Genomic DNA, 16,335 nt, shown 5'->3' on the forward strand with positions numbered 1-16,335 from the left:
GATGGAGCCGAGCGACACGATCCGGCTGCTGGTCGTGGACGACCAGGAGCTGATGCGGGACGGGCTCACTGCCATCCTGGGGCAGCAATCCGGTATCGAGGTGATCGGCAGCGCGGCCGATGGCGCCGAAGCGCTGCGCCTGGTCGAGGAGCTGAAACCTGACGTCGTACTGATGGATGTGCGGATGCCGGTCCTGGATGGGGTGCGTGCGACTGCGGAGATCCTGCGCAGCGAACCTTCCACCACGGTGCTCGTGTTGTCGACGTTCGACGACGACGAACACGTGCAGCAGGCGCTCCAAGCGGGCGCAACCGGCTACTTGCTGAAGAACCTGCCCGCCCGAGATCTGGCCCGGGCCATCAGGCTGGCCCGGCGTGGGGTGGTTCAGCTGGCTCCGGCGGCCGCGGCCAAGGTCGTCGCGCTGCTCGCCTCGACGCCGCTGAAACCGTCGACGGGGAAGCTGCCGCCCGAACTGTCCGGGCTGACCGATCGGGAACGAGAGGTCGTCCGCCTGGTGGCCGCGGGCGCCAACAACCGCGAGATCGCCCAGGAACTGATCATCTCCGAGGGGACCGTGAAGACCCACATCTCCAGCATCCTCGGCCGGCTCAACCTCCGCGACCGGACCCAACTCGCGGTCTTCGTCCACCAGGCCCTCGCCGGCCAGTAGCGGGGCGCTCCGCGGGGAACAATTCCAGGCAGTGCGAACACTAGAACATCTGTTCGACGATGAGCTACCGTGGAGACATGCTTGGACGGTTCACAGTGCGTCTCTCAGACGACGGCAGCGGCACCTTCGGGGTGTGGGACAGCGCGGTCAACGGCTGGCGCGTGACCAACCTCGACCGGGCCGCGGCCGAACAGATGAAAACTGACCTCGACCTGCAGTTCAACGCCCAGGGCACCCGCCCACTCGACGACATCCGCACCGTCGACCCACCCCAACCCGTCGAACAACTCGTCGCGTGGGAATCGGGAGAACTCGACGCCTGGATCCGCGAAGGCGGCCAATGGCTCGGCCGAGTCCGCGACCGCAACGGCAACGTCGCCTGGGTCCCCCAATCCGACCTCCGCCCCGCCAACCAGGACATCCCATGACACTGGCCCCCTGAAACCACCAGAGACCTTCAAGACCGGCGTGTCCCGCCGGCGTCCGGATTCGTCCGGGACGTTGTAGATGTAGACGTCCGCGCGGTTCTCGGCCACCTTGACCCACGGAGTACCGCCGGTCGAGCAGGTCCGGTCCGGGGCAAAGGTCTGGCCGGTCCCGCTGTGGTGGCAGGTCGAGGGGACGTGAAGCGGCTGGCCTCCTTGTGTCGCCCACCAGTTTGTTGCCGGGTCGCTCTATCGAGTTGACTGCGGATTTGGCTCTGGTCGGGAGGGTTTTGCGGTTCTACTCTGAGCAGCAGGGGGCTTGGTATGGAACGCAACGGGTTGATTGCGGTGCTGGGGGCGACAGGGCGTCAGGGTGGGGCGGTCGCTCGGCATCTGCTGGCTGATGGGTGGCGCGTGCGCGGGCTGAGCCGCAAGCCGGACTCCCCTGCCGGTGATGCCTTGCGGGCGTCCGGAGTCGAGGTCGCCGGGTGTGACATGGCGGAGCCGGATTCGTTGCTCCGGGTCTTCGAGGGCGCGTACGGCGTCTACAGCGTGCAGAACCCGATGATCGCCGGCCACGATGGCGAGGTGCGGCAGGGCAAGAATGTCGCGGACGCCGCGAAGGCAACCGGGGTGCAGCACGTGGTCTACGGATCGGCTGGCCCGGGTCTGCGTGGCACCGGTGTCGACTCCTGGGAGTCGAAGCAGATCATCGCCGACTACCTGCGTGAGCTCGGTGTTCCACTGACGGTACTGCGACCGACAGCGTTCATGGAATTGATGACCGACAAGGACTTCTACCCACCTGTAGCGGTCTGGCGCCTGATGCCCAAGCTCGCCGGCGACCAGACACCCGTGCCTTGGCTGACAGTCGACGACCTCGGCGCGATCGCGGCGCGGGCCTTCGCCACCCGTCCGAATTCGTCGGCGCGGAACTCCCACTCGCCGCGGAGTTCCGCACGATCGCCCAACTCCGCCAGATCTGGACCGCAACAACAGGCCGACCACCCCGCAGCTTCCCGATGCCGCAGTGGCTCTTCGAACGCTTCACCGGCAAAGACCTGACCACAATGTGGCGCTGGCTGGCAGCCAACCCGGTACCCGCAGACCCAGCAGAAACAGCAAGCCTGCTGGGCCACGTCACAACCGTCGAAGATTTCATTGAACGCCACCAAGCCGCCGACCGGTGAGAATGCCTGGGCAGGACACCCTCAGGCGGTCTTGCGGAGACCCATCAACTGCAGTTCGGCGAACAGGGCGACAGCTCCGGCCTGGGCAAGTACGAAGGCGATGCCGAGACCGGTCAGGTCGATGGTGAAGACCGCCGCGATACTGGCGACCACCCACGCGAGGTTGACGACGACCACCTCGCTCACCGCCGTCCGGTTCAGGTCGGGCCGACGGGCGATCAGGAGCAGGGCCGCGGTCCAGACCAGCAAGAACGCGCCGGCTGAGAGGCTCAACACCCTCGGCAGGCCAAGCATGTCGTCCAGCACACTGTTTGCCCCCAGCAACAAAACTCCCAGTCCACCCGACGCGACGGCGTCAAAGCGCAGTACCTGGGAAAGAAACCGGTTGCGGACCGTCGTCGTGGTACGGGCGGCGCCGATCGTCTGAGTGCTCATCTTGCGTCTCCTTCAGTAGTAGCTCTTGACACCAGACTCTGCCGCCAACCGCCGCCACAATCGATAACGTCAGAGGTAATGCCGACGCCGACTAGTAGACAAATCATCTAGATGTGTTGTCTACTACTGAGGTGATCTTGCAGCGCATCATCCTCGGGTTTCTGGCGATCGCGCCGTTGACCGGCTACGACCTCAAGCGGCATTTCGACTCGACCGTCAACTACTTCTGGTCGGCAGACAAGGCGCAGATCTACCGGACGCTGGCGGCGCTGGTGAGTGAAGGGCTCGCCGAGGTGCGGACCGTGCCGGGTGTCGGCGGACCCAGCCGCCAGGAGCATCACATCACCGCGGCCGGGCGAGCAGCTCTACATGAGTGGTTGACCTCCGACTTGGACCGACCGCTCGAGCGCAACGCCTTCCTGGCCAGGGTCTTCTTCGCCGACGACCTGTTGCCCGAGGAGATCGCCGAGCTGTTGGAGCAGCAGCGCTCTGCCGCGCAGGCGACTCTCGCCACGCTCGAACTGGTCCGCGACAGCACCGCCGAACCCCACGACCGCGCCGGCCGTCTTCGGCTCGCCACGCTGGACAACGGGCTCCGGCACACCCGTACCGAGCTGGAGTGGCTCGACAGCCTCATCGAGGAGTTGCGGTGACCACGACCTTTCCCGAGCTTCATCCGGCAACCGACCCGCAGCCGTCAGCCCGCGACGACCATCCCGTCGTCCTGTTGCACGGCGGAAACGTCGCCGGCTGGATGTGGGAGCCGCAGCTCAAAGCACTGCAGCACCGCACCGTCGTCACACCTAACCTGCCGGGCTTCGGATCGCGGACCGCCGAGCCATGGCCCGGTCTCGCCGGCGCGGCCGACGACGTTGCCGAACGCGTCGCCGCGCTGACCGGCCGGCGACGCTTCCATGTCGTCGGGCTCTCGCTGGGTGCCGTCGTCGCCCTCCACCTCGCGGCCCGCTCCCCCGGCGCTGTTGCGTCGGTCCTGGCCACCGGCGCGCTGCTCCTGCCGCTCGGTCGCGCGCATCGGCTCGTTTCCGGGCTACAGCTGGCGCTGCTGGAGAAGGCGTGGTTCTGGAAGGCCCAAGCGGCGGCGTTCCGACTGCCGCCGGATGCCCGCGACCTGTACGTCAGCCACGGACTCTCGGTGCGACCGGAAACAGCGCGACGCATGTACGCCGACGTCCTGGCCGGCCAGCTTCCGGACGGCCTCGCCAAGTACGACGGCCCGATGCTTCTCGTGGCCGGCGAACGAGAGGCCAAGGTCGCCCATCGCTCGCTCACCGCAGCCGCTGCCGCGGTCCCGCAAGCCCTGACGCGGGTCGCCCCCGGCATGCACCACATCTGGAACATCGAGGACCCAGACCTGTTCGACGCCATGATCCTCACCTGGCTCGACGGCCGCGTAGAACCCCGCCTACGCAACCTCTAACACCGCCCAACCACGGCGACGCCAACTCACGTCCCGGCCGCGACGACGGTGGCTCTCGTCTCGGCCGGTTGATCAGCTCTTCGGCGGGTAGGACCTGGACCGCGCGACTCCACGCTGCACCCACGGCCGGAGCTGCCGGGCGGTCCGGAGGTGCTCGGCCGCCACCACCAACCAGCCGTGCATCTCCCGGCTACCCATCACCGCGACCTCTGCCTGCGTAGACGCCAGCAACCTCTCCACCTCGTCCGGATCGACCCTGACCAGTAGGCCGCCCGGACTGACCGCGACCGCCATGTTCCCGTCCAACAGAAACGCCAGCCCGCCGAACATCCGGCGCTCGCTCAGTCCGCTCTCCGACGCCAGCAACTCCCGGATCCGGTCGGCCAGCTCCTCGTCGTACGCCATGCCCCGACCCTAACGACCGCCCCCGACAATTTGGTCCAGGTCCACCGTCAGCACCGGCAGCGCGCGCAGCCAGCTGGCACCTCAACCGCTGACTGCCGCCTCAACCACGAGGCGCTGCAAGGGTCATCGAGCCGTAAGGAGGTCTCGTCCCCGTTCGGAGAACAGCCGCTCTAGGTTGGGATCGAACAGTCCCCGCGTCCTGGAGTTGTGATGCTCGTACGACGATTCGCCCCCGCCGCGCTGGCGGTCGCCCTGTTCGCGCTCTCCGGTTGCGGTGGGACTGACTCCCCACCGAGTGCCGGCCCGGCGTCTGACGACTCCGTCAGCACGCCTTCTCCATCCGTCACGCCGCCAGGTTCCCGCAGTACGAGCGGGTCCGCTTCGCCGTCGGCCGCAGTACCGGAGGCCCTGAAGTTCACCGCCACCACCCTGGACGGGAAGGCCTTCGACGGCGCCGCGCTGGCCGGGAAGCCGGCAGTGTTGTGGTTCTGGGCGCCGTGGTGCCCGAGGTGCCGGGCCCAGGCCGCGGCGACGGGCAAGGTTGCCGCCGACTACCAGGGCCGAGTCAACGTCGTCGGGGTCGCGGGCCTCGACAAGGCCGACGCGATGCGCGGGTTTGTCACCGAGCAGAAGGTTACCGGGTTCCCCCATCTGGCGGATGAGACAGGCGCCGTCTGGAAGCGATTCGAGGTCACCGAGCAGAGCGTCTACGTGGTGCTCGATGCCAAGGGCAACAAGGTTTTCACTGGCAACCTGCCCGGCGGCTCCGGTCTGTCCGACAAGCTCGCAGAACTCGTCGGTTGACCGGCCCTTCGAATGAGTGAGATTCCGTTCGCGCTGGCCCTCGCGGCAGGCATGCTGGCCGCGGTCAACCCGTGCGGCTTCGCCATGTTGCCGGCGTACCTGTCGCTGCTGGTGATCGGCGAGGATTCGCCCTCGCGGCGGGTGGCCGTCGGGCGGGCGCTGGCGGCGACCGCGGCAATGACGGCCGGGTTCGCGACGGTCTTCGGTCTCTTCGGGCTGGCCATCGCTCCGGTGGCCGGCACACTCCAGCAACACCTGCCCTGGTTCACGATCGGCTTGGGGTTGCTGCTGGCCGGCGCGGGCGGGTGGTTGCTGATTGGCCGAGAGCTGCCCACGCTGGTACCGAAGGCGCGTCGTGGTCCAGCCGTCACTCGTTCCGCCCTGTCGATGGCTTTGTTCGGTGGGGCGTACGCGATCGCATCGCTCGGCTGCACCATCGGGCCGTTTCTGGCGATCGTGGTGTCCGCCTTCCGCACGGACTCGACCGTGACCGGGATTGCGTTGTTCGCCGCCTATGCCGCCGGGATGGGCCTGCTGGTGGGCGCGGCCGCGCTCGCGGTTGCGCTGGCTCAGGGAGGCACCGTCAACCGGATCCGCCGCTTCGGTGGTATCGCGTCTCGGCTCGGCGGCGGGCTACTTCTGATCGCGGGCTCCTACGTCGCGTACTACGGCTGGTACGAGATCCGGGTGTTTCGCGGTACTACGACCACCGACCCGATCATCGACACCGCCGGCCGGATCCAGCACTGGATCGCCGACGGACTCGGCCAACTCGGGACTGCCACAGTTGCCGGGTTGTTCGCAATACTGCTGATCATCGCGATCGTCGTACGCCGTACCCGACGATCCCGCCGCGGCACCGGCCAGCCCGGCTCAACCTGAAGCGGGGCGCACAATCGCAGTACTATCCGATCGCCAGCAACGGCCTCATTGTTGCCGTGGCCATCGCTGAATCCTTCCCGGGATGCCGCGCGCGGCGGCATGTCGCTCCGCGAGCAGGACATCGAGAGCGGCCTTCAGCTTGGTCGCGTTGGGGCTGAGCAGCAGCGGCAGACTGACCGGGGGCATCGGGTGGCCGTCGGGACCGGTGCGCTCGGCGATCACGTAGGTGTACGTCGCGCGGCTGCTCGCGATGCCGATCCGGAACTCAGAGATCTCGACCCACGGCACTCGCTTGCCCCGGACAACCAACCCGTTGCCGTCGACGACGACCCGGACCCGCGGGGAGAGGAGGCGGATGATCCAGATCGCGACCCCGACCAGCGGAACCCCGAAAATCGCCCCGATCACGACCGGCATCGTCGGATTCGGACTGGCGAACGAATAGCCGAACATCGCGAGGAACGGCACGGTGCACACCACGATCCCGGCAATCGCCTTACGAGACGTCTCCAACTCGAACGACCCGGTACGACGAAACTCGTCGACCAGCCGCTCCGCCGCCGGAGGAAGCTGCCAAGGAAGCGGAGGATAAGCCGACGACGCCACAACCGCGACAATACGACACCCGAGGGCCTTGGCCATTTCCGTTTCATGCCCCACTCGCCAGCACCGCGCCCGCGGCACCTTCGGCAACCTGAGCTGACTCGGACGGCTCGCGACGCCCGCTCCGCTTCGCTACGCCAGCTGCATCGCCGGTGAGAGCTGGCACGGCGTGACCCCGCCGTGGTGAGGCAAGCGCCGGGCGGCGGGCGAACCGCTGGCGCTGAACGGCCCACGAGCCGCGCGCATCGGCAGGGCTCGCGACGCCTGCTCCGCTTCGCTACGCCGGCTGCATCGCCTGCGAGAACCGGCGCTGACGCGCGTGACCCCGCGGTGGCGAGGCGAGCGGGTGATGCTGGCGTGGGGCTCGCGACGCCTGCCCGCCCCACCGGTGCGAGACACTCTCGCTGGCCCCTCGCCGAAAGCCGTCCGACAGCCTGCGCCCAACAACCTTGGGAGAGGTCGCGCGCCGTCCAGCACTGCGCGGTGCGGGTGCCTACTCTCGGTTCCCGCGGCGCAGGAGCGCATCACCGGGTGGGTGGGAGCGCCGAGCGGCGAGCAACGCAAGAGCGAGCGAGGCAGCCCGGGAGCTTTCCTTAGACCCGAGCATGAGCACGGCGCTCGTTCAGCGATCGGGTTCGTCGAGTCTTTCGCCCAGCCACTTGATTCGGGCAAGCGTGTTCTTGCGGAGCGCGTGTGCCCGCTGGGCCTCGGTCTGTTGATTCTCGCGGGCGGCCTCGGCGATTCTCCGGTCGGCCTCGGCGAGATCCTGGCGGGCCTGTTCGAGCTGAGCGCCGAGACGCTCGGGTGCGGCCCGTCGCGCGGCCGGGCTTGCGGAGACGGCCCGGTGCTCGGCCCGGGCATCCGGCCAATACCACTTTCCAGTCAGCCGCCGATAACGCAAGCACGCCCACGCGTTACGGACCCGCCCCGGACGCCAGTCAAAGTGCTCGCACGGTACTGCGGGTCGGCTGCTCAGCTCGGGCGGAAGGCCGTCCCAGAACTCCTGGGGACAGGTGGCCAGCCCGCTGCGTGTCCACCGGTAGTAGTCGGGCGTTCTGGCCCGAATCATGCGCAACATGCTGGTCTCGAACCCGTAGCCTTGCATGACGGCGAGAACACCCAGGTGCCAGATGTGCACCCGCTGGCAACGCCCGCACACATCAAAGTCGACCGAGCCGCAATCCCACTTTCCGAGCAGCAGAAGCATCTGCCGGGTATTGCTCGCCGGTGAGAAGCCGACGTACGCAAGCTTGGCCTGCTCTTCCACCGGCCGCGACACTCCATAGGTGAGCATCTGGTAGCGCAGGCGCTCAGCCTCGATCTCGTGGACAGGCCGCCCCTCGTTGGCTGCGTCGTCGTCGTACGCCGACCCGTGATCGAAAAAACGCACGCCACCACGCTACCGCCGCCCCGACCCACCAACCCCGACACTCCGCACGCGCGAAGAACCCCGGTACGCCGTACTGGCGAACCAAGAGCTGAACAGGAGCGTGGCCAAGAGGACCTCGGCCAGATCGCCGCCGTAGTACATCAAACGAGCAGCCCGCTGAACTACTTCAACGCTTTGCCCCTCGCTCATCGGCAGACTCGCCGCCTGCGCGTACACGACCTTCGCCAGTACCGAATGCGCCGCGGCCGCCGCGATCAAAACGGCAACCCGAACCGGCAGACCGGGTCGCCGCGGCGCAGGGTCAGGCCCTGCTATCGACCAGGCGAACAAGTAGCCCGACGCCAAGTAATGCAGGTGGACCGCGTGGTGCAACAACGGATACCGCTCCAGCGCGCCGTACGCCGAGGTCAGCATCACCACGGCCAATCCACCGACACTTAGCACTGCTGCACTCACCGGATGTCCGAGAAGGTGAACCACCCGCCACCGCAGGACACGCGCGACCCTTCGCCTAACCGCCGGCGTGGACGACGCGAGCACCAGCGTCACCGGCGCACCCAGCACCAGCCCCAACGGCGCCACCATCCCCAGCAGCAGATGCTGCGCCATGTGAGCCACCGGATCAGCCCGGTCGGCCAGCAACGGCGACATCGAGACGGCCACCACCAAGCAGCCGGCCACCCACGCCGCAGTGCGCGTCGACCTCCAGCCGCGGGTCGTCCGGCGAGTCATCCACAGGTACGCACCCACGGCGCCGGCCAACAGCACCAGTACGACGGCGAACGGCAGCCACGCATCGCCGGCCGCTGAGTCGCCCCCATGCCCACCATGCAGGCCCAGCATCAACCAGTCTCCCGCCGGGCGGCGCGAACACGAAGGCCCAGCATGGCTCCCGCCACCAGCAGCAACACCGCAGCGAGATTCCATAGCCAGTCGTACAACGCCAGGTTGTCCACGCCGTACCGGATCTGGTGGACCCGCAGAACCTTGTGGTCCACCAACCCGTCGAACAACTGGAAAGCCCCAGCCCCGGTCAGCAGACCCGACCAGCCCGCAAGCCGGTGAAACACACGACGCCGCCGCAGCTCCGCGAACCAGAAGAATCCAGCAACCAGCGCCACCAGTTCAGCAGCGTGCAGCAAGCCGTCCGACAGCAACCCCAGCGCCGGCGTCGCCCGATCGTAGAAGTGATGCCATCCCAACAGCTGATGAAAGACCACCTCGTCCACGCCGGCCATCAACGCCGCCCCCACCAACGCCCCGGCCAGCACTGATGCCCGTACCTCGATCGCCGGTTGCATCTCTTCAGTCGTGCTCCGCCGTGGCGACGCGCGTCAGGGTGGTCGAGCCGAGCTGCAGCAGGTCGGCGCCGGTAAGCATCGTGAGCCCTGCTCCGATCAATCGGGTAGCTCTCGGAGCGAGCACCATTCCGGCCGTGTAAGTGGTCGCTGTCCAGACCGAGAAGCAGAACGGGCAGGTCATCAACTCACCGATCGTCCGCCGGACACCACTCCCCCGCGGTTCATCGATCGTCTCCGCGGGACCACCCGGCCCGCCGTACCGGGTGAAGGGTGCCCGGAGCGGATCGGTCACAGTGTTCCTGGTGACCAGCTTGCTGAACCGGAAGGTGGCAGTGGCGCCGAGAACCAGATCGAAAGTCTGAATGTGGTCGGGCAACCGCCGCCCACTGAGCTTGCCGACGGCCACCAACGTCGCGCCGTACAGCGCGAAGGCGGCCAGCGCACCGACATGGCCGCGCAACGGATGATCGGCTCCGTACTGCGCACTCTGGCGATCCGCCGCCTCCGTCAATCGCTGCGCCCAAGCGCGGTCGGTCATCTGCTGGTTCCTCCCATCGGCCGCCATGCCCAGCGGTACCCCGACCCCAAACCACAGCTCACCGACGTTTTTGCCCAACCTGCGCTGGGCACCGGCGACTCATCCAAGGACGGGAGCCTTGCGTTTGCCGAAGGGACACAAGTGCTATGACAGGGAAGAAATCAGAAGTCGGGGACCTGCTCCTCGCGACGGTTGTCGTCAACTCCGTCGACATGGACAAAACGGCCAACTTCTGGTCTGCCGCGCTCGGCTACACCCGCCCCGAGCACATCGGTGACACCGACCAGTTCGCGAAGGTCACGGACCCATCCGGCGCCGGCCCAACCGTGCTCGTCCAGCGAGCAGAGAAGATCCCCACCGATCCCGCGCCGGTGCACATCGACCTCTACACCCGCGAGCGAGACCGCCATGTCGCGCGGCTCGTCGAACTCGGCGCCACCCTCGTCGAGGACTGGGACTACCCCGACCAGCACGACTTCATCGTCCTTCGCGATCCCGACGGCAACGAGTTCTGCGTCATCCACGTCGAAGACTGACCACAGGGACGAGCGTTCTAGTCACTGTGGTGGAAGCGTTTCGACGTCGCCGGCGGTGAGGTCTGTGCGGTGGCGAACGAGCCGCAGTGGGTGGCGGTAGTGACCGGCCTGCAACGCGGCGTCAGCGGCGACCTCGACGACGAGCTGAGGCTGGACCTTGATCAGTGGTGTCTTGCTGCCCTTGCCCCAATAGGTGGCGATCTCGTCCGGCCACGGATGGCGCGGACCGGCGGGCTTCAGCAACCGGCCGATCGCGGCGGCCTGATCGTCTGTCAGCCTCACGGTCCGGCCGATCACCTCGAGAACCTCGCCGCGGTACCGCCCGACGACCAGAACCTCGGGCGTCTGGAGCCGGCCGGTGACCGCGCCGACGACCGCCTCGACGGTGTCACGGGTCTTCCACTTCACCCACTCCCGGCGACCGGGCTGATACCGGCTGTTCGCGCCTTTGACGACCAGGCCCTCGACACCGGAGGCCTTGAACGCCTCCAGCCACTCACGCGCCTCGGCGACGTCGGCGGTCACCGGCGACAACTGCAGCGGCGGCCGCCATGCCTGGGCGAGCCCTTCCAGCCGTTTGCGGCGGGCCGTCCAGCGCATCGGCCGCACGTCGACGCTCCCCACCGCGAGTACGTCGAACACCACCAGCGAGGCCGGCTGGTCGCGTACCAGGCGGCGCCGTACGGTCGCGGCGGTGTTGACCATCCGGGCCTGCAGTGCGTCGAAGTCCATCCGTTCCCCGGTCCACACCACCAGCTCGCCATCGAGCACGCAGTCGGCGCCGGCCTGGTCGGCGAGGGCTGCCTGGATGTCGGGGAACTTCGCGGTGAAGTCCTTGCCGTTGCGCGACCACAAGCGCACCTCGCCCCCGCGGCACACAGCGCCGACCCGGAAGCCGTCCCACTTCAACTCGTACCGCGAACCGCCCGGCATGCCGTTGGGCCCGGGGAGTTGTTCTTCGGCCCGGGCCAGCTCCAGCGCCACCGGCCCGAGCAGATCGGACCCCAGCTTGCCCACTACGCCAGTGTTGCCCTAGGCAAGGGTTTGACACCACATCGCGCGCCCCGCGGATCCGTTACCGGACCATCTCAGCCCAGTACCGTGAGCGGTGGTTCAAAACCGACAACCCCCGACATCCCGACCCGGTGCCGAGCCGATCCCGCGGCGATCAGCCGCCGATCAGATCTCAGCTCGAACCGGGGTGTCGGCGGATCGCTCCCTACCAGGGGAGGGTCTGCTCGTCTTGGTAGTAGTGACCGGTGCCCGCCTCGGTAGGCAGGTTCACGACGTGCTTGATGCTGGCCGCGCCTTCTGAAACCGGGCGGCCACCTTCGCCGCCGAGGTCGGTAGCGGTCCAGCCCGGGCTCGCGGAGTGGACGGTGATGGCCTCGTCGGTGAGTTCGGCTGCCAATGACCGGGTCAGCGCATTGAGCGCCGCCTTGGACACGCCGTAGGCGGAGGTATCTGGGCCCATGCGCTCCAGCGAGGCCGCCTCGCTGGACACGTTGACGATCCGTCCTGCCTGAGCCTTGCGTACCAGCGGAAGCATGCCCTGGGTGGTGCGCCATGCGCTGAAGAGGTTGATGTCCAGCGCGTCCTGCACCTTGCCCAGGTCAACACTGGAGGGCTGCTGGCCGTAGTCGAAGATGCCGCCGACGTTGTTGACCAGTACGTCGATGCGGCCGTGCTCGGCCGCGATCTTTTGTGCTGCCGACTCGATGCTCGCCTGGTCCGAGGTGTCCAGCTGGATCGGGTGGGCGTCGCCGCCGATCTCAGCCGCTGCCTTGGCTGCGGCGTCGGCGTCGCGGGCGGTGACCAGCACGGTGTCGCCGTCGGCAGTCAGCTGAGCGGCCAGTTCGCGGCCGAGGCCACGGTTCGCGCCGGTGATGAGGATGATGCGTGCCATATCTGGTTGTCACTTCCTTCGTGGGGTTCGGGCTGGACGCGGGGGCCGGTGGCCGTGCCGCGGCGTCCGTCGGACGCGCCCCTTGTCACCCAGCTTGAGCAGGCGTGTCCACATCGTCAAATGATCAGGATCAAAATCAGGTAGAGTTCAGCATCATGGAATCCGAGACATCGTCGGGACGGGTGATCCAGTCGGTGCGGCGGGCCTTCGACCTGCTGGAACGCATCGCCGCGCACTCCGAAGGCGCTCGGCTGAGCGAGCTCGCCGACGGCGCCGGCCTCAACCGCAGCACCGCCCACAATCTGCTCGCCTCGCTCGAGGAGCTGGGCTACATCACCCAGGACAAGAAGGGTGCCGCCTACCGGCTGACCAGCAAGCTCAATCGGCTACTGCGCCTGGACGCCGAGGCTGAGCTCGCCCTGCGGGCACGCCTCCGGCCGGTACTCAAGAAGGTGAGCGAAGCATCAGGCGAGTCGAGTTTTCTCGCGCTCGTCACAGGCACGGAGTACCTGTGCGTGGATTCCGTGCAGTCGGACAAGCCTCTCCGCTTGGCCGTGAGGCCCGGCGAGCGAAAGCCGCTGCTCGGGGAAGCCCTCGGCCACGCCTTGCTCGCCGCCGATCCCGATCTTGCGCGAGCCGTCCGCGCCGACGATCCGCAGCGGTGGCAACAGCACGCGCAGGAAATCGTCGACGCGGAGCGCCATGGCTTCGCCCTCGATCTGGACAGCCAGCAGGCCGGGATCTCCTGTGTCGCGATCGCGGTCACACCGCGGGCCGCGATCGCGGTCGCCGGGCCCACGATCCGCCTCCCGAAAGCGCGCCTCATCACCATCGGCCGAAAAATCCGGGAAGAGCTGGACCAGGTACGACCGGTCAACCAAGGGTGGCTATGAACTGGCATCGGGCGCAAGCCTGCCCACGGTGCCAGGGTTGCCCTAGGCAGTACACGAACGGCTCACGCAGGGGCGTTGGCGAAGAGGGCTACGAGCAGGTTGAGGCGCTGCTCCTGTGCGGACGGCGGAATCCGGCCGCTGCGTAGCAGCACCGCCATGCCGTGGAGCGAACCCCAGATCAGCTCGGCGAGGGCCGCGTTCCGGTCGTTGACCGGGCCGAACGCGCTCACCATCTCGTTGAAGGCGGCGCGCAGCGGGGCCGGGGTCTCATCGCTGGCCGATTTCATGCTGGTGGGCAAGGAGAACATGGCCTGATATGCGGCCGGGTGCGCGGCGGCGAACTCCAGGTACGCGGTGCAGATCGCGCGGATGGCCTCGTGCTCGGCGGCGGCGAGGCGCGCCTCCCGAAGGAGCTCGGCCAGCTCGCCGATGCCCTCGAGGGCGACGGCGTCGCGGATGGCCTCCATGTTCGCGAAGTGGCCGTAAAGGACCGGTTGGCTGTACTCGACCTTGTCTGCGAGCCGGCGGGTGGTCACGGTCTCCCAGCCTTCGGCCTCGGCGAGTTCACGGGCGGCGGTGATGATCAGCCGGTGGCGTTCGGCGCGTTGCCGTTCACGGCGTTCAGTGGCAGTCACCCCGTGATTCTAGCACTGCTAGATTTCTTGTCACCGACGGTCTATCGTTGACCGTTAAACTAGCGACGCTAGATCTCATAGCAATCTCCCGAAGGGAACCACCCCCATGCTCGCCACCATCGCCGCTGTCCTCGCCGCGCTGATCGGAATCGCCGTCGTCGCCATGGGCACCACCGGCATGCTCAAGCCCCAGTTCTACGCCACCTTCGGCATCCCCGGCACCGCCCCGGACCCGGTCCTCGACCACTGGCTCACGGTGAAAGGTGGACGCGATGTCGGCACCGGACTCATGCTCCTGGTCGTGACCGCGCTCGGCACCACCTCGCTCACCGGCTGGGTCATGCTCGCCGCCACCGTGATGCCCGTCTTCGACGGCCTGATCGTCGTGCGTTCCAAGGGACCCCGCGCGGCGGCGTACGGCGTCCACTTCGCCACCGCGGCGGTCATGGCCGTCATCGCCGTCCTCCTGCTCCTGGCCTGAGCACGGCAATTGACCGGCCGGCGGCGGCTACTACCAGACGAGTCCGTCTAGATGGTTATGGCCGGAAAGCAGGCGGGCAATGCGGTACTGCGCCGCTTCGCGGACATCAGGCTGGGGGTGGTGTGCGTAGAGCGCGAGCTCCACGTACATGTCATAGAAGTTCAGCCGCTCGCGCAACTGCTCGCGCTCGAACAGCTCCGGATACGCGCCGTGCAGCCATCCAGGGACCTGCGTGAGTGTGGCCTCATCGAGCCCTTGCAGGTCGGGTGTGGGTGGGTACTCTCGCGCCTTCGCGCACCAGCGCAGGATGGTGTCGAGCTCGACATCGGCCGGCTGAGCCAACGCCTCCGCGAAGTCGATGAGTCCGGTGACGCGTCCTTGGTCGACGATCACGTTGGATCCATGGAGATCACCATGGACGAGGACGGGTTCGTCGGCGGCGAACAACTCGAGCCGCTCCTGGATCCAGTCGGCGACGTTCGCGAGCAGGCGCGAGTCATGACTGGGTAGTCGCCGGGCAGCCTCGACCTGCTGGAGCGTCGCGCTCACTACGGGAGGGTGGAACGCGGGCCACGGCTTGCCGGTGAGCGAGTCGGCCAGCGCTTCGGCAAGCCAGGGCGGCAGCAGGTCGGCCGGGACAGGAACGCGGTGAAGCGCGCGCAACGCAGCGCCGAGGCTTTCGACCATCGCCCGGCGCGTGCGCGAGTCCGCCGCCGGCCATGCGTCGTACAGGGTTCGGCCGGGCAGGCGTTCGGAGATGTACCACGGCCCGTCCGGGCCGTCGCCATGGGCGAGGTGCCGGGCGTGCGGGACCTCACTGCCGGCGAGCAGCCTGACGACTGCAGCTTCGTGACGATACGCATCGCGGAACTGTCCGTTGGTGTTCAGCCGTACGACGTACTCGTCGCCGACCCACACGCGACTGACCCAGCCGGCCTTCGAAACAAAGCGCCCGGTTGCCGACAGACCAGCAGCCGCCAGCGTCCTCCGCAGCACCGGATCGGCAGCCCCGGCGAGAGTCTCCCCAGAAGGCCGACGCTGCCCGAACCCGCCACCCCCTAAGCCGTCGGTCATGAGCGCGAGCCTATGCGCCAGGGGTCTACAGACATACGGGTTTTCCAACCAACCCGCCGCCGCCAATGCAGGTGACCGTCTGCTAGGCAGGGGGGCCGTACCGGGCCCACAGCTCTCCGCGCTGTATCTCCCCGACCGGTCGGGCGTCCAGACCGTCGTCATCGTCGTCTGGGTTGAATCTGCCCTGTTCCAGTTCGGCGACCGCGTACCAGCCCGGACCGTAGTCTTCCTGCGGCCGATCCTTCTCACCATTGAGCCAATTGACTTGGTACCAGAGCCACTCGCGCTTCAGCCAGAAAAAGGGGAAAGAGCGCATGCGAATGACCCGGGTCGTGAGGTGGGCGACAACCTGATCGTTCCGGCTCAGTTCCCACACCGCGTCGCGGAACGGATCCAGCCTGGGATCTTGGGGCCATTGGTCGCTGGAAAACATCATGGGCAAGTATCGGCTGTCGCGGGCGCAGCCCGGGCATCCCCGCGAACCTCTGACGCCTCCGAGTTTCCAGCACTGTCCGTGGTTATCAGTGCGTCACTGTCAGCGTCCAGAGTCCGGCGCCGGGCCCGTAACCATGCCTGTGCGGAGGAGAAGAGGGATGGCTGACCAAGCCGGCGGCAACGGGATCCGCGGCGCACTCGCGATCCGATGCTCTTCCCAGGACCGCAACCAGCGCCTGACCGCCGTCGCACGCCACTTCATGGCCACCGGCAACCTCCCCGGCTAGCGCGCTC

The 16,335-nt window shown here is 67.6% G+C and carries 23 protein-coding genes; 11 read left to right on the plus strand and 12 right to left on the minus strand.

Annotated elements, in window-relative coordinates; all coding sequences use genetic code 11:
- Position 1 precedes the first annotated feature (1 nt).
- The 3 genes from ACQPYM_RS26745 (at position 2) to ACQPYM_RS26755 (ending at position 2,160) form a co-directional block, all read left to right on the plus strand.
- Positions 2-670: a response regulator transcription factor gene (locus tag ACQPYM_RS26745; protein ID WP_433005409.1), complete on the plus strand. Its 669-nt coding sequence runs from the start codon at positions 2-4 to the stop codon at positions 668-670.
- 77 nt (positions 671-747) lie between these two features.
- Positions 748-1,098 (plus strand): hypothetical protein, encoded by a 351-nt coding sequence (locus ACQPYM_RS26750; protein ID WP_433005412.1) that lies wholly within the window; start codon positions 748-750, stop codon positions 1,096-1,098.
- Positions 1,099-1,419: 321 nt separating this feature from the next.
- Positions 1,420-2,160 carry an NmrA/HSCARG family protein gene (locus tag ACQPYM_RS26755; RefSeq protein ID WP_433005415.1) on the plus strand — a complete coding sequence of 247 codons (741 nt, stop codon included), beginning with the start codon at positions 1,420-1,422 and terminating at the stop codon, positions 2,158-2,160.
- A 146-nt stretch (positions 2,161-2,306) separates the two neighbouring features.
- Here ACQPYM_RS26755 and ACQPYM_RS26760 read toward each other — a convergent pair whose 3' ends face one another.
- The gene (locus ACQPYM_RS26760; protein WP_433005418.1) at positions 2,307-2,720 is read right to left on the minus strand and encodes a hypothetical protein; all 414 of its coding nucleotides are present in this window, start codon (positions 2,718-2,720) and stop codon (positions 2,307-2,309) included.
- 131 nt (positions 2,721-2,851) lie between these two features.
- On the opposite strand from ACQPYM_RS26760, the gene ACQPYM_RS26765 reads away from it, so the two are divergent.
- Together ACQPYM_RS26765 and ACQPYM_RS26770 are read left to right on the plus strand one after the other, a co-directional pair.
- Entirely contained in the window at positions 2,852-3,373 is a 522-nt protein-coding gene (locus ACQPYM_RS26765; protein WP_433005421.1) for a PadR family transcriptional regulator, read from the plus strand.
- Positions 3,370-4,158, plus strand: a complete 789-nt coding sequence (locus ACQPYM_RS26770) for an alpha/beta fold hydrolase (protein WP_433005424.1) — start codon at positions 3,370-3,372, stop codon at positions 4,156-4,158. Before ACQPYM_RS26765 ends, ACQPYM_RS26770 begins: the two co-directional genes overlap by 4 nt.
- A 72-nt stretch (positions 4,159-4,230) precedes the next feature.
- Here ACQPYM_RS26770 and ACQPYM_RS26775 read toward each other — a convergent pair whose 3' ends face one another.
- Positions 4,231-4,563 carry a TfoX/Sxy family protein gene (locus ACQPYM_RS26775; protein ID WP_433005427.1) on the minus strand — a complete coding sequence of 111 codons (333 nt, stop codon included), beginning with the start codon at positions 4,561-4,563 and terminating at the stop codon, positions 4,231-4,233.
- A gap of 210 nt (positions 4,564-4,773) precedes the next feature.
- Here ACQPYM_RS26775 and ACQPYM_RS26780 point away from each other — a divergent pair, with 210 nt between their 5' ends.
- Positions 4,774-5,367 carry a redoxin domain-containing protein gene (locus ACQPYM_RS26780; protein WP_433005430.1) on the plus strand — a complete coding sequence of 198 codons (594 nt, stop codon included), beginning with the start codon at positions 4,774-4,776 and terminating at the stop codon, positions 5,365-5,367.
- A gap of 12 nt (positions 5,368-5,379) precedes the next feature.
- On the plus strand, positions 5,380-6,249 hold the full coding sequence (locus ACQPYM_RS26785) for a cytochrome c biogenesis CcdA family protein (protein WP_433005433.1): 870 nt from the start codon (positions 5,380-5,382) through the stop codon (positions 6,247-6,249).
- 45 nt (positions 6,250-6,294) lie between these two features.
- On the opposite strand, the gene ACQPYM_RS26790 is transcribed toward ACQPYM_RS26785, so the two are convergent.
- From ACQPYM_RS26790 to ACQPYM_RS26810, 5 genes are all read right to left on the minus strand, one after another.
- Positions 6,295-6,855 carry a hypothetical protein gene (locus ACQPYM_RS26790; protein ID WP_433005436.1) on the minus strand — a complete coding sequence of 187 codons (561 nt, stop codon included), beginning with the start codon at positions 6,853-6,855 and terminating at the stop codon, positions 6,295-6,297.
- Positions 6,856-7,474: 619 nt separating this feature from the next.
- Positions 7,475-8,242 carry a hypothetical protein gene (locus ACQPYM_RS26795; protein WP_433005439.1) on the minus strand — a complete coding sequence of 256 codons (768 nt, stop codon included), beginning with the start codon at positions 8,240-8,242 and terminating at the stop codon, positions 7,475-7,477.
- A 9-nt stretch (positions 8,243-8,251) separates the two neighbouring features.
- Complete coding sequence (locus tag ACQPYM_RS26800) at positions 8,252-9,085, minus strand: cytochrome c oxidase assembly protein (protein WP_433005442.1); 834 nt, start codon at positions 9,083-9,085, stop codon at positions 8,252-8,254.
- On the minus strand, positions 9,085-9,471 hold the full coding sequence (locus ACQPYM_RS26805) for a DUF2243 domain-containing protein (protein WP_433005445.1): 387 nt from the start codon (positions 9,469-9,471) through the stop codon (positions 9,085-9,087). Before ACQPYM_RS26805 ends, ACQPYM_RS26800 begins: the two co-directional genes overlap by 1 nt.
- Positions 9,472-9,547: 76 nt before the next feature.
- Complete coding sequence (locus tag ACQPYM_RS26810) at positions 9,548-10,081, minus strand: DUF1360 domain-containing protein (protein WP_433005448.1); 534 nt, start codon at positions 10,079-10,081, stop codon at positions 9,548-9,550.
- Positions 10,082-10,227: 146 nt separating this feature from the next.
- On the opposite strand from ACQPYM_RS26810, the gene ACQPYM_RS26815 reads away from it, so the two are divergent.
- Entirely contained in the window at positions 10,228-10,617 is a 390-nt protein-coding gene (locus ACQPYM_RS26815; protein WP_433005451.1) for a VOC family protein, read from the plus strand.
- 21 nt (positions 10,618-10,638) lie between these two features.
- On the opposite strand, the gene ACQPYM_RS26820 is transcribed toward ACQPYM_RS26815, so the two are convergent.
- Together ACQPYM_RS26820 and ACQPYM_RS26825 are read right to left on the minus strand one after the other, a co-directional pair.
- Positions 10,639-11,634 (minus strand): RNA ligase family protein, encoded by a 996-nt coding sequence (locus tag ACQPYM_RS26820; protein WP_433005454.1) that lies wholly within the window; start codon positions 11,632-11,634, stop codon positions 10,639-10,641.
- Between the two features lie 202 nt (positions 11,635-11,836).
- Positions 11,837-12,523 carry an SDR family NAD(P)-dependent oxidoreductase gene (locus ACQPYM_RS26825; RefSeq protein ID WP_433005457.1) on the minus strand — a complete coding sequence of 229 codons (687 nt, stop codon included), beginning with the start codon at positions 12,521-12,523 and terminating at the stop codon, positions 11,837-11,839.
- A 155-nt stretch (positions 12,524-12,678) separates the two neighbouring features.
- Here ACQPYM_RS26825 and ACQPYM_RS26830 point away from each other — a divergent pair, with 155 nt between their 5' ends.
- Positions 12,679-13,416, plus strand: coding sequence for an IclR family transcriptional regulator (locus tag ACQPYM_RS26830; protein ID WP_433005459.1), 738 nt, complete (start codon positions 12,679-12,681; stop codon positions 13,414-13,416).
- A gap of 62 nt (positions 13,417-13,478) precedes the next feature.
- Here the strand turns inward: ACQPYM_RS26830 and ACQPYM_RS26835 are convergent, their stop codons facing one another.
- A complete protein-coding gene (locus ACQPYM_RS26835; protein ID WP_433005461.1) occupies positions 13,479-14,051 on the minus strand; it encodes a TetR/AcrR family transcriptional regulator in 573 nt (190 codons plus the stop codon).
- Positions 14,052-14,157: 106 nt separating this feature from the next.
- Between ACQPYM_RS26835 and ACQPYM_RS26840 the strand changes: the two genes are divergently transcribed.
- The gene (locus ACQPYM_RS26840) at positions 14,158-14,532 is read left to right on the plus strand and encodes a DUF4267 domain-containing protein (RefSeq protein WP_433005464.1); all 375 of its coding nucleotides are present in this window, start codon (positions 14,158-14,160) and stop codon (positions 14,530-14,532) included.
- 30 nt (positions 14,533-14,562) lie between these two features.
- Here the strand turns inward: ACQPYM_RS26840 and ACQPYM_RS26845 are convergent, their stop codons facing one another.
- Together ACQPYM_RS26845 and ACQPYM_RS26850 are read right to left on the minus strand one after the other, a co-directional pair.
- Positions 14,563-15,606 (minus strand): phosphotransferase, encoded by a 1,044-nt coding sequence (locus ACQPYM_RS26845; RefSeq protein ID WP_433005467.1) that lies wholly within the window; start codon positions 15,604-15,606, stop codon positions 14,563-14,565.
- An 82-nt stretch (positions 15,607-15,688) separates the two neighbouring features.
- Positions 15,689-16,042: a hypothetical protein gene (locus ACQPYM_RS26850; RefSeq protein WP_433005470.1), complete on the minus strand. Its 354-nt coding sequence runs from the start codon at positions 16,040-16,042 to the stop codon at positions 15,689-15,691.
- A gap of 157 nt (positions 16,043-16,199) precedes the next feature.
- On the opposite strand from ACQPYM_RS26850, the gene ACQPYM_RS26855 reads away from it, so the two are divergent.
- Positions 16,200-16,328, plus strand: a complete 129-nt coding sequence (locus tag ACQPYM_RS26855) for a hypothetical protein (RefSeq protein WP_433005473.1) — start codon at positions 16,200-16,202, stop codon at positions 16,326-16,328.
- Positions 16,329-16,335: the final 7 nt, after the last annotated feature.

Origin of the sequence: Kribbella sp. CA-294648, from assembly GCF_050943845.1 — a bacterium.
In the GTDB taxonomy this organism is placed as follows: Bacteria; Actinomycetota; Actinomycetes; order Propionibacteriales; family Kribbellaceae; genus Kribbella.